The organism is Cloacibacillus porcorum, from assembly GCF_001701045.1.
GTDB lineage: Bacteria > Synergistota > Synergistia > Synergistales > Synergistaceae > Cloacibacillus > Cloacibacillus porcorum.
On the sequence record NZ_CP016757.1, the window covers coordinates 3,395,485 to 3,408,471 of the forward strand.

Here is a 12,987-nt window from a genome sequence, read left to right on the forward strand (position 1 = left end):
TGTTTATCAACATTTTCAGACCGGCGGCGGTTATTTATGCGCCACCTCTATCTCCAGCTCGCCCGATACAGCCGGAGTCCCTTCGATCTCGTCACCGCGGCATTGTTTGAATTCGCGCTGCAGGTAGTAGAGCTCCTCCTCAAGACGGATGATGCGCGCCAGCAGCTCCTCCGGCGACAGTGCCACAGAGGCGCTGCTCACCGGCTTGCCGTTAACCTTGACAATACGCGCCCGCATACCGGTAACGGTGGCGTTTTCGGGGACGTTTTTAAGGACGGCGCTGTTGGCGCCGATGCGCGAGTTGGAGCCGACCGTAATAGGGCCGAGTATCTTCGCGCCGCTGCCGACAAAGACGTTGTCGCCCAGGGTGGGGTGACGCTTATGGCTTTTTTCGTTGCCCGTGCCGCCGAGGGTGACGCCCTGATAGAGGGTGACGTTTTTGCCGACGACCGCCGTCTCGCCGATGACGACGCCCGCGCCGTGGTCTATGAAGAACCCCTCCCCTATCTGCGCCGCGGGGTGAATCTCTATCCCCGTCCACCAGCGCACGATCAGCGAGATGAAGCGCGGCAGCACCGGAATGTGCCAGCGCGTGTGAAGGCAGTGGATGCCGCGGTGCGCGGTGATCGCGAGAAAGCCCGGCGTACAGAAGACGATTTCCAGAAATCCGCGCAGTCCGTCTGGTATCGCCGGATCGTTCCGTTTAGCCGCCATGTAATCGCTGCTGATGTTTTTCCATATTCCCATTGTTATTCCCCTCCATAATAAAAAAGAGAGTCTGCCGTAGGCAGGCTCTCTTTGGATATAAAATTTCTCTGTAGACTTGTTCTATGCCTGCTCCCCTATGGGCACGGCACCTCTGGCCGTACGTTTTTACCGCCAAACGTACAGCAACAACAGTCCTTTTTAACATAATTTTCCGTCCGTATATTTCTCATATTGACATTCTATAACCTATTTCGTTAATTGGCAACCAGTTTTGCCTATATCTTTAATTTAAAATATTTCGTAGAATAGTAGATAAAGAGGGAATGATACTTTATGGATAAATCTGACAAAAACAAGATCTCCTTAATAAAGCTCGGCGGCAGGCTGAAAGAGGCAGCCTCACTCGCCGCGCTCTGTATGGCCGACAACGAATATTACCTGAAGCTGTACGGCGGCCTCTCGCGCGAACGGCGGATGGCGCTGATGGAGGAAAGGATCGCGAAAACGGTGGGCTACTGCGCGGAGAATGACGGCGCTTTCGGCGTATGCGCCGCGGACGGCCGCCTCGCCGCATATGAATATATGGTCGATTACCGGAGGCTCGCAGAGGGCAGTCCGGAGTTTTATAATTTTATTTTCAGCAGTGACGGCGACGGCACAACGCCACTGCCGCACTTTGAAGAGATGAAAAAGGTTCTTTCCTCCCTTTTAAACGAGGGAAGGTCCGTTACCTACGTGCTCGGTTGCGGCGTTGCCCCCGCCGCGAGGAGGGATTTCCGCGTGCTGGCGGCAATGGCCCATTTCAACCGCAGGCTGCTGAGGGAGAAGGACGTGATCGCGGCCGATTTTTCAAACGGCGAACTGCTCTCGCTCTGCGCCGGACAGGGCAATTTTGAAATCAGGAAGCTCGACGAGGATTATTGGTTTTTCCTCAGACGCTGAGGCGGGGCGGACAACCCGCGTAAGCTGATGATAAACCATAAGAACAGCCGGACACGGCGGCAGCGGCATGGTACGCCTAAAAACATAAATCATCGGGAATTTTCCTAATTTCGCCGCTATAATAAATTCGTAGAGAGACGGTGGGTGAAGATACCTACTGCGAAATCTGGGTTCCGATCGAAAAACTGTAACAACAGCCGGCAAAAAGCGGCCTCCCCCTCATAAACAGGCGGCAGTGAAACCGGTTAGTTTAATAACGTAATATTTAGAAACACCCCAGCGATGAAGATTCTGTCGCCGGGGTGTTTGTTTTCTTGTTTTCCTATGTTATGTTTACGGCGCTTTGCCTTACACCGCGGCGGCGGTGGGAGTCTTTTTCTTGCCTACCTTGGCAAATATTATCCAGGCGACGATGACGCCTACCGCGCCGGCGGTGGTGACGAACTCGTTCGGCGACAGCCCCATGACCGCGAAGATCACAAAGACGACGCGTTCCCACACTTTGAGGTCACGGTTCAGATATCCCATTATCGCGAAGCCGAAGCCAAAACAGGCCGCCACACAGGCCAAGATGCCATAGACGTTCTGTACCAACGTCCCCTGCAGAAGAATGCCTGGATCATAGCAGAAGGCGAAGGGCGTCACAAAGGCAAGGAAGCCCAGCTTACAGGCGGTGAAGCCCGTCTTGTTCGGCTCGGAGCCCGCGATCGAGGCCGCCGCGTAGGCCGCGAGGGCGACAGGCGGCGTGATATTGGAGATTATCGCGTAGTAGAAGACAAACATATGGGCCGAGATCGCTGGAAAACCGAGCGTAGTGAGGATGGGAACGCCAAGGGCCGCGGCGAGGATATAGGCGCCCGTCGTCGGCAGTCCCATACCGAGAACAAGGGAGACGATCATGACAAGGAAGAGCGCAAGAAGCGGAATGCCGCTCGTAAAGGCCAGGACGAGGCCGACGAGCTTGACGCCGACGCCGGTCAGCGAAACGGAGGCGAGAACGATGCCTGCTGTCGCGCAGGCGACACAGACAAGCGTAATGTTCCTCACGCCGCCATAGATGGCGTCAACGATCGCTTTCGGTCCCATACGTTTGTCCGGCTGCGGCAGGGAGACGAGCCAGGAGAGCGCGACCCCGATCGCCGCCGCGCGCATCGGCGTCATTCCAATAAACAGGAAGTAGACGAGTCCAATGATCGGCAGGAAGAGATAGGCCTTTTTCAGCACCTGCCTCTTATCGGGGAGGTCTTCGGGCGAGAGTCCCTTGAGTCCGCGCTTCATCGCCTCGAGGCGTATCATGAGGAAGACCGCCGCGTAGTAGATGATCGCCGGCGTGACCGCCGCGATGATGATGTCGACAAAGGGAAGGCCGAGGAAGGAGGCCATCAGGAAGGCGCCCGCGCCCATAACAGGCGGCATTATCTGCCCGCCGGAGCTCGCTACCGCCTCGACCGCGCCCGCGAAGTGCGCCGGGTAGCCGATCTTTTTCATAAGGGGTATCGTAAAGGTGCCGGTCCCGTAGACGTTGGCGACCGCCGAGCCCGAGATGGAGCCGAAGAGGCATGAGCTCATGACGGCGATATTCGCCGGGCCGCCCGGGGCCGTTCCCGTGAAGGCCTGAGCCACCTCCATGAAGTAGGGGCCGGTTCCGCACTTTTCAAGAAAACCTCCGAAGATGAGGAAGGCGGCGACCAGCGTCGCGGAGACGCCGAGCGGCATGGAGAAGATTCCTTCGTCTGTGAGGTATATCTGCTCAATGACCTCGGACATCGAGAAGGAGAGCCCCTTCATGATGCCGGGCAGCGACTGTCCGAAATACATATATGCCCCAAAGAGGAAGGCGATGATCGTCAGAGGGAGGCCGACGACGCGGCGCGTGCCTTCGAGAAGCAGCACAAAGAGAAGTATGCCGCACCAGAACTGGGCCGCCGTCAGCGGGTCAACCTGCTGGATACGCATAACGATGTCATCATAGTTAAGGATGACGTAGATCGAGGGGATCGCAGAGAGGGCCCCCAGCACCCAGTCATAGACCGGCACCCTGTCCATAGGGGCCTTCTTGAACATCGGGAAAAGGAAAAACGCCGTCGGAAGAACGAGTCCGAGGTGGATATTCTTCTGAAGATATGATTCGTAGGCTCCAAATACAGAGGTATAGAGGTGGAAGAGCCCGATGATTACAAAGTATACGTACATAAATTTATGACTTAATCCGCTTAATTTTCGCATTCACACACACTCCTGCCTAAACGGGATGGACTGTCCGGCATCAGATCAAATAACAACAAAAAGCCGTTGTGCTTTGTCCGTCAATGAAGGGAACAGAAGCAGAGGGGTATCCCTCTGCTTCTAAAAATATCAGGGTAAAAACTTACTTCTTCGTTTTGGCCTGCATCTCTTTCCAGTACTTCAGCGCGCCGGCCTGTGTCGGTACGCCCTGCGGCACCGCGATCTGCGGCGTCAGCTCGTCGATGTCCTTGACGGCCTTCGCGAGGCTGGCCTTGTTCTCCCAGAGAGCCTTGCAGAGGTCATAGGCGAGCGAATCGGGGATGTCGTTGCGGACGACGATGCAGGTGTAGTCGCCGACGGTCTTGACGGGCTTCTTCACGCTCTTGTAGATGCCGGGCTCAATCGTGAAGGTGACCGTTCCGTAGGCGTCGGAAAGCGCCTTGAGCGCGCTGTCGTCAACGGGGAGGCAAACAATGTCGGCCTTGCTCTCGATATTCATCACGATCGAGGCGATCTTACCGACCGAGAAGATGAAGAGGTCAATGTGTCCGTCGGCGATAAGGTCCGCGCCGCCCTCATAGGAGGCGAATTCCATAGAGCCGCCCATCTTCTTAATATCTTTATAGGTCACGCCATAGCCCTTCATGAAGAGCGATTTGACGACGAATTCCGAGGAGGTGCCGGGCTTCAGCGTCGCCATCTTGACGGGGATCTTCCTTTCGAAGATGTCGCCGAGCTTCGTTATCTTATTCTTCTCGGCAAAGTCCTTGCGCATGATGAAGTAGGTGTACTGGGTATAAAGGTTCGCGAGAATCGCGGCGTTCTTCGCGGGGCGGCCCATGAAGTCCTGCTCGCCCTTGATGGCCGCACCGAGAAGAGCGGTGACGGAGAAGCCAAAGTCGCCCTTGTGACCGTTGGCGTTGATTATGTTCGAGACGCCGCCGCCGGTGCTGCTCGTTACCGAGATCGTATTCTTCGACCACATATCGGCGAGGGAGCTGCCGAGCGCAAACCAGTTGCCGCCGGGAGGTCCGGCCATAAACTTAAGCTGCGCGGGCCAGCCTTCCTTCGGTGCGGGGGCCGCCATCGCGGGAGCCGCGGCAACTGCCAACAGAGAGACAAAAAGTAAAAATACCGCCAATTTCTTCATGTAGATCACCGTGCTTTCTTATTATTTTGACCAAAAGGTCAATTAATACATGACACCTTACTCCAAAAGGATTATATCATAATATTCTAAAAACCTAAATAATACTCGTAATATATTCTATAAAACATGGAAAAGCATCCAACCTTCTTTAGTTTGCCTAATATTTTAAGGCAATCACAATATGAGCTTACAAATATACGTCTTTTTATCTAATTAATAGCTATTTCGATAAAATTACAATCTGTTTTTTCAAATGTATGCAATAAGCGAACCCTTAATATCTGCTTAATTTTATTCAAAACACACCTAAATACTCGAAAAATCTTTTTATGCAGGATATTTTTTGTTTGTAACGCTTAAACTTCCTTACAATGGCCTATAATAAATAAAGAACCTCCTCGTTTTTTAAGGAAACGAAGAGGCTTAACTTTAAATTATTATAAATTTACTTTAAATTTTTATTTAATTTCGGTTATCACTTTTACGAAGTTCTTACCCTCCGTAAAGGCCCGATCAAGGATCGTGGTATCATCCAAAACGGTACCCTCCACCGCGGAGCGCAGATGTCCGAGGAACTCCATTCCGGTGAAGTCCGAGACCGACTGAATCACATAACCGACAATATCGGCCCCCGGAAGAGGCTGTATGTGCGCGTGGTTGTCAAAGTATGTCGTAATGAGAAATATCCACTTGCCCTCAAAGTATTCGCGCGTCTTGTAACCGTAAAGGCGGTCGAGAAATATCTTCGTGAGGGTAGATGCTCCCGTCCACCATACCGGCGTCGCGAGCACCAGCGCGTCGGCCGACTTGACCTTTTTCATCACCTCACGCATCGAATCGTTATAGACGCAAAATTCACGCTCGCCGCATTCGCACATGTCACAGGCGTCGCAGGGATGGATGTTCTGCTCCTGCAGATTTACCACCTCGACGTCGCCGCCGGCGGCGCGCGCGCCGTTCACAAACTGGGAGAGCAGGATCGCCGTGTTGCCGCGCAGACGGGGACTGCCCTGTAACGCTAATATTTTCATATTGTCATTTTCCCCCTTAGGAGTTATGTTATTTATCTGATATATAAACTAGGCGTTTTCGTGCTTCGCCTATGTTATCCTATTTAAGGCGGCAGTGTCTGCCTTAGTGAATATTGGAACATTTAACACAGACTATGTCAAGAGTTCGCCGCCCAAGATTGGGCAGATGCCGCAAAGTGCGGCGTTGCAGATAACGGCAGCCCTGCTGGCAGCAAATGGAGTGAAGAAATAGAATGGCACATGAATTTATCGAAATAACAAACGCCTTTGAAAACAACCTCAAAAACGTCTCCGTCAAGATCCCCAAAAAGGTCGTCACCGTATTCACCGGCGTCTCCGGCTCCGGCAAATCGTCGCTCTGTCTCGATACGATCGCCGCGGAATCTCGGCGCGAGCTCAACGAGACCTTCCCGAGCTTCGTACAGCAATATCTGCCCAAATACGGCCGTCCGGAGGTGGAGCGCATCTCCAACTTGCCGGTGACGATCGTCATCGATCAAAAGAAGCCCGCGGCGAACACGCGTTCAACGGTCGGCACCTATACGGATATCTATTCTATCCTGCGCCTGCTCTTTTCGCGCGTCGGGCGGCCCTTCATCGGTTACTCGGACGTCTTTTCCTTCAATCATCCGGCGGGGAAATGTCCGCGCTGCGACGGCCTCGGCATCGTCAACGACCTGGACATCCATAAGCTAGTCGACTTCAATAAGAGCCTCAACGACGAGGACACCATCCACTTCCCCACCTTCGGCAGGGGGCTCTGGCGCTGGAAACGCTACGCCTACAGCGGCCTCTTCGACCTCGACAAGAAGATAAAAGACTACAGCCCGGAGGAGCTTGAGCTCTTCCTCCACTCGCCGCAGATACGGCTCAAGAACCCGCCCTCAAACTGGCCGAAGTCGGCGAAGTTCGAGGGAATATACCCGCGCATGTACCGCAGCATCATCACCACAAAGGAGGGCAAACGTTTCCACCACATCCTCGACAAGATGGTCAGCTCCTATGAATGCCCCGAATGCCACGGCTCGCGCGTCAACGAAAAGGTGCGCAGCTGCCTTATAAACGGCAAAAATATTGCCGACGTCACCGCGATGTCCATTCCCGAGGCGATAGACTTCGTCGCCTCGATTACCGACCCGATGGCGGCGGATATCAAGCGCGAGCTCGGACGCCGCCTTGGGGCGCTCGTGCAGATCGGCCTCGGCTACCTTTCGCTCTCCCGCGGCACCGGCACCCTCTCAGGCGGCGAGGCGCAGCGCATCAAGATCGCCAAATACATCAACTCGGCGCTCACCGACATGGCCTACGTTCTCGACGAACCAAGCGTCGGCCTCCATCCGAAGGATATCAGCCTGCTCAAAGAATCGCTGTGCGCCCTGCGCGACCACGGGAACACCGTGCTCATCGTCGAACATCACCGCGAGGTGATCAAACTCGCCGACCATATAATCGACATGGGTCCAGGCGCGGGAAGCGCTGGCGGCCATATCATCTTTGAGGGCAGCTACGAGAGACTCCTCGCCTCCGACAACCTCACTGGGCGCATGCTCAAAAGGAAAAGTCCCTTTAAAGAAAATCTGCGCCGTCCTACGGGCTGGTTCGAGCTCGGGCCGACCTCGCTGCACAATCTGAAGAACGTCACCGCCAAACTGCCGCTCGGCGTGCTGACGGTAATCGCGGGCGTCGCGGGATCGGGCAAAAGCTCGCTGATGGAGTCCTTCCAGAGGGACTGTCCCGAAGAGACGATCTTCATCGGGCAGAAAAACATCGGCATCAACCTCCGCTCGACCCCCGCGACCTACCTCGATATCTCCGACGAGATACGCGCGCTCTTTGCGGCGGCTAACAAAGTTGCCGCCGCCTGGTTCAGCTTCAACTCCAAGGGCGCCTGTCCCGCCTGCGGCGGCTCCGGCATGATCGTCTCAGGCATGGCGTTCATGGACTCCATCGAGACGGTCTGCGACCTCTGCCGCGGCAAACGCTACTCGAAAGAGGCGCTCGCCTACACATATAATGGAAAGAACATCGCCGAAGTGATGGACATGACCGTCGACGAAGCGGCGGAATTTTTCGCCGGCAAGCCGCTCTGCGAAAAGCTCCTCTCGCTCCAGCGCGTCGGCCTCGGCTACCTGCACCTCAACCAGTCGATGACGACCCTTTCCGGCGGCGAGCTCCAGCGCGTCAAACTCGCCTCGCACCTCGCGCGGCGCGGCTCCATCTTCATACTCGACGAACCCACCGACGGTCTGCACCTCGACGACATCAGAACGCTGATGAAACTCTTCAACGAAATGACCGACGCCGGCAACACCCTCTTTCTCGTCGAACACAGCGTCGACGTCATGAAAGAGGCCGACTATATAATAGAGATGGGACCGGGCGGCGGGCAGTCCGGCGGCGAGGTGATCTTCCACGGAGTTCCGCGGGAGATGCTCGGCTGCGAAAGCTCCGTGACCAGGCCGTATTTAAAAGACAGCCTGCCGGAATAACACGCGCCAAAGACCGCGGGCCTTTTCGCGTAAAATTTATGATATTAATAAAGGAAGCTGCCAATGATAATTAACGTCCAGAAGAACCTGCCGCAGAGCGACGAATTCACATTCACGGCGATCGACTTCGAGAGAGCCAACAACAGCCAGAATTCCGTCTGCCAGGTGGGGATATGCGCCGTCGAGCGGGGGCGGATCATAAGATCCTGCGAATACCTCGTCAGGCCGCCGCAGCGCGTCTTTTACTTTCAGAAAAAGGCGATGGAGATACACGGGATCACCTACCTCGACGTGGAAGACGCGCTGACCTTCGACAAAGTCTGGAAAAAGATCCTCCCCTACATAGAGGGACGCCCCCTCGTCGCCCACAGCTTCCGCGACGACGCTATGACCATGGACGCGATACTCAGCAGCTACCGGATAAAATACCACTACCAGAGGTACGGGCACCTCTGCACCTTAGAGCTGGCACAGCGGGCGGATATTCACGGAGAAAACAACAAATACAACCTGGAGGCTCTCTGCGGACGTTACGGCATCTCCCTCGAGCCGCACCACGCCGGCTCCGACGCCGAGGGCTGCGCGAAGCTGGCGCTCGCGCTGGCGGAAGAGCTCTCGATTGACTCCTTCCGCTCGCTCGCGGACTTTTCCCAGACGCCGGATTTCCACGAGCCGGAACTGCCTGAGCTGCTCACCCATTCCGACCTGGACGTGCTGGAAAACTATCTGCACAGGCTCAAAAATAAAAAAACAGTACAGCTCGCCGACTGCCCCCGACTGAAAGACCTCGGCAGGGCCAAAAAACTAATAAAAAAATATCCCTCCGTCACCATCGCAAAAGACTCCGCGATGAGCGCCCGTGGGCTGGCACAGTGGTTTGCCGAACTCCCGTCTCTTCCCGCCCCCGAAAAGAGCGGCAGGACAAGACGCCGGAGGAGACACCGGCCCGTCAAACAGGAGCCGCTGACCGCAAACTTTACAAAGTAAATATTTGAACGTTATGACCGCCGGGCGCGGTCCGTTACGAAGTATATAAGGAGAAAATTCCCTGTAAGTGAATTATAATCTCGCGCCGCGGGACCGGCGCAGACTTACCGTCAAATGATGATCCCCAGCCGTTCTATACCTTCAGGCGACGCGTAGTGTCAATTTGGCCGGAACCCTTTGCATTTTGCAGACGAAAAAGCTTGTACTGGATAAAATCTATGACCTCCGCCTTGCCGGCCCGGTCGAGATGGTTAAACAAATTAAGAAGCATATCCTCTTCAATACCATATCTATGCGCCGCCGTGGCCGGCTGCTCTTCCTCTGAGAGGGCGGGGCTGGCACGGTCATTGTCACCCGAACGAAGAGACAGCGCGGGGTCATCCGTTTCTCCCAGCAGAAAGCCGACGCTTGTTCCCAAAACCGCCGCCGTCTTTATCAGGCTGTCGGCATCCGGCGTAACTCTGTTATTTTCCCACTGAGAAACGCTCACCCTGTTCGTTCCCAACCTAAAGGCCAGCTCTTCCTGGCTCAGGCGCAGCATCTTCCGCATCTCCCGCATTCTCTCACCCAAGGACATCCGCATACACCACCTTTGCGGAACCTACATTATAAGTTGTCCCACAATCGGTCCATATTGTTAAAACTACACATTTTGTAAATTAGAATTGACACATAAGCGTTGTGGCGATAAGATTAGCTTGATAATGTCTTGGGAATAACAGGCCATTAGTATTACTGTAAAAAATCGTGAATTGAAGTTCTAAAGACGACCATAGCCAGACAGGGATCAGGCTGTCTGTACTGATGTTTTGTTGTCTTCGTGCCGGGAAAGGAGTGGGTTAAATGCTGGAGCTGTTTGAACATAACCGCATAGCCTATGAATCCGCCCTTTCCATGCTGAAGGAAAACGGCAGGGCCGCCATCGTGCACCCCACCGGCACGGGAAAATCTTTTATCGGCTTCAAACTGGCTGAGGATAACCCGCAGGCTGCCGTCTGCTGGCTCTCGCCCAGTGAGTACATCTTTAAGACGCAGATAGAAAACATCAGGGCCGCGGGCGCCGCCCAGCCGCAAAACATACGTTTCTTCACCTACGCCAAGCTCATGATGATGGACGCCGCCGCAATCGAAGATATCCGCCCTGACTATATCGTGCTCGACGAATTTCACCGCTGCGGCGCGCAGATGTGGGGCGACGGAGTCCAGCGGCTGCTTGCGGCGTATCCGCAGGCGCCGGTGCTCGGCCTGTCGGCTACAAACATCCGCTACCTAGACAATCAGCGCGATATGGCCGACGAACTCTTCGACGGCAACATCGCCTCGGAGATGACGCTCGGTGAGGCGATAGTGCGCGGTATTCTCGCCCCGCCGACCTATGTCGTCTCGATCTATTCCTGCCAGAAAGATATAGAGAGATATCAGGCCCGTATAAGCAGCGCCAAAAACAGGGCCGTGCGCGACGCGGCGCAGAAACGCCTCGACGCCCTCAGACGCGCGCTGGAAAAGTCCGAGGGGCTGGACATCGTCTTTCAAAAACACATGACCAACGCCAACGGCAAATACATCATCTTCTGCTCCGGCGTCGAACATCTGAAAGAGATCGCCTGCCATATACCGGAGTGGTTCGGCAAGGTCTGCGGCGGAGCGGATATACATCTATACCAGGCCTACGCCGACGACCCCGGAACGTCACAAGCCTTTGCCGCCTTCAAAACAGACGACCGCCAGGGGCTAAAGCTCCTGCTCTGCATCGACATGCTCAACGAGGGCGTCCATATCGACGACATCGCGGGTGTGATCCTTTTCCGCCCCACCGTCTCCCCCATCATCTACAAGCAGCAGATCGGGCGCGCCCTGTCGGCGGGCAGCAGGGAAAAAACCGTCATTATAGACGTCGTCAACAACATCGAAAATCTCTACAGCGTCTCCGCCGTTCAGGAGGAGATGCGCTCGGTAATAGACCGTTACCAAATCATGGGAGACGAAAACAGGATCGTCAACGACTCCTTTACCATCATCGACGAGGTGTGCGACAGCAGACGCCTCTTCAACGAACTTGAAGAGAGCCTATCAGCCTCATGGGAGACCATGTTCGGCCATGCGCGGGCATATTACAGGGAACATGGAAATCTTGAAGTCTCGAAACGCTACCAGACCCCCGACGGCTATTCCCTCGGTTCGTGGCTCAACACACAGCGGCTCGTCTACGCCGGTAAAATTCCGGGGATACTCGGCAAAGAGAGAATAGAAAAACTTGAAAGCATCGGCATGCGCTGGAAGAACCGCTACGACTATTCATGGGAGAGGTTCTATCAGGCGCTGTGCCGATACAAATTCAGCAGCGGCAATATCGACATCCATGCCACCTATGTCACCCCCGAAGGGCTTGAACTCGGCAAATGGATCTGCAACCTCCGTCAGTCAAAAAACAGCGGCAGATGCGGCTACTACCTCACGGACGAGCGTATCGCGGCCCTCAACAAACTCGGCATGATCTGGGACAAAGTGGACTATCAGTGGGAGCGGAACTACCTCGCCTGCACGGAATATTACCGCAAACACCACAACCTTGACATTCCGGCAAACTACATCTCCGAAGAGGGCCTGCGCATCGGCGCCTGGCTGCGGAGGATGCGCAAAATAAGAAGCGGCAGGCTGAACGGAGCTGCACCGCTGACCGAGACCCAGATAGAACGGCTCGACGCCATTCACATGGACTGGCTCGACACCTACACACGGCAATGGGAATACGGCTACAAACAGGCGCTGGCCTACCATCGGGAATTCGGTACGCTTGAGGTGCCCGCCGGATATGTGAACGCAAACGGCTTTCCGCTCGGCAGATGGCTGAAAAACCATGTCGAGGTCAACTCCCAGACAGGACGGACCGCAATCAAAGTCACGCCGGAGCGCCGCGCGAAACTGGACGCGCTGGGCTTCAAGTGGACTGCGGAAGATCCCTGGCAAAAACGCATATCCGCCTGCGAAGAATACCTCCGCGAACACGGAGACCTGGACATCCCGCCAAACTATGTAATAGACAACGTCTGGCTCGGCAAATGGCTCTACAAATGCAGAAAGACCTACCGCGGCGGGCTGGAGGGCAAAAGGCTGACCGAAGAACAGATCTCCCAGCTGGAAAGGCTGGGGATAGACTGGCGCACGCCCGCCGAACGCGCCTGGTCCGAAAAATACGAGGCCGCCGCCTCTCTGCTCAGGGCTGCGGGAGACATAAAGACCGCCGCTGAAAGCGGTGAGGCGGAAGAAATCGCCAGCATCGCCCGCTGGGTCGCCCGGCAAAGGACGCTGCACAAACAGGGCAAACTCTCGCCGGAACAGGCCGTGAAACTGAACGCGCTGAATACGAGACAGGACGGCGGCAGAGTTCCGGCACAGAGACGGGAATGACAAAGATCAGCTGAATAGGCCATGCCGAACCTGATCCGAAATCCGG

The 12,987-nt window shown here is 55.2% G+C and carries 9 protein-coding genes; 4 read left to right on the top strand and 5 right to left on the bottom strand.

The genetic code is table 11. The annotated features are described in order from the left end of the window. Nucleotides 1-30: 30 nt before the first annotated feature. Nucleotides 31-747 (bottom strand): serine O-acetyltransferase EpsC, encoded by a 717-nt coding sequence (gene epsC / locus BED41_RS15155; protein WP_066748264.1) that lies wholly within the window; start codon nt 745-747, stop codon nt 31-33. A gap of 294 nt (nt 748-1,041) precedes the next feature. Here epsC and BED41_RS15160 point away from each other — a divergent pair, with 294 nt between their 5' ends. Then, nucleotides 1,042-1,650 carry a hypothetical protein gene (locus BED41_RS15160; protein ID WP_066748266.1) on the top strand — a complete coding sequence of 203 codons (609 nt, stop codon included), beginning with the start codon at nt 1,042-1,044 and terminating at the stop codon, nt 1,648-1,650. 348 nt (nt 1,651-1,998) lie between these two features. Here BED41_RS15160 and BED41_RS15165 read toward each other — a convergent pair whose 3' ends face one another. From BED41_RS15165 to BED41_RS15175, 3 genes are all read right to left on the bottom strand, one after another. Next, complete coding sequence (locus tag BED41_RS15165) at nt 1,999-3,876, bottom strand: TRAP transporter permease (protein ID WP_066748268.1); 1,878 nt, start codon at nt 3,874-3,876, stop codon at nt 1,999-2,001. A 142-nt stretch (nt 3,877-4,018) separates the two neighbouring features. Continuing rightward, complete coding sequence (locus BED41_RS15170; protein WP_066749370.1) at nt 4,019-5,026, bottom strand: TAXI family TRAP transporter solute-binding subunit; 1,008 nt, start codon at nt 5,024-5,026, stop codon at nt 4,019-4,021. Between the two features lie 458 nt (nt 5,027-5,484). Next, nucleotides 5,485-6,057, bottom strand: a complete 573-nt coding sequence (locus tag BED41_RS15175; RefSeq protein ID WP_066748271.1) for a flavodoxin family protein — start codon at nt 6,055-6,057, stop codon at nt 5,485-5,487. A gap of 233 nt (nt 6,058-6,290) precedes the next feature. Between BED41_RS15175 and BED41_RS15180 the strand changes: the two genes are divergently transcribed. After that, nucleotides 6,291-8,546 (top strand): ATP-binding cassette domain-containing protein, encoded by a 2,256-nt coding sequence (locus BED41_RS15180; RefSeq protein ID WP_066748274.1) that lies wholly within the window; start codon nt 6,291-6,293, stop codon nt 8,544-8,546. 63 nt (nt 8,547-8,609) lie between these two features. After that, a complete protein-coding gene (locus tag BED41_RS15185) occupies nt 8,610-9,533 on the top strand; it encodes an exonuclease domain-containing protein (protein WP_066748282.1) in 924 nt (307 codons plus the stop codon). 133 nt (nt 9,534-9,666) lie between these two features. Here BED41_RS15185 and BED41_RS15190 read toward each other — a convergent pair whose 3' ends face one another. Next, entirely contained in the window at nt 9,667-10,110 is a 444-nt protein-coding gene (locus BED41_RS15190) for a helix-turn-helix domain-containing protein (protein WP_168160292.1), read from the bottom strand. A gap of 266 nt (nt 10,111-10,376) precedes the next feature. On the opposite strand from BED41_RS15190, the gene BED41_RS15195 reads away from it, so the two are divergent. After that, the gene (locus BED41_RS15195; RefSeq protein ID WP_066748286.1) at nt 10,377-12,941 is read left to right on the top strand and encodes a Helicase associated domain protein; all 2,565 of its coding nucleotides are present in this window, start codon (nt 10,377-10,379) and stop codon (nt 12,939-12,941) included. The last annotated feature ends 46 nt before the right edge of the window (nt 12,942-12,987 follow it).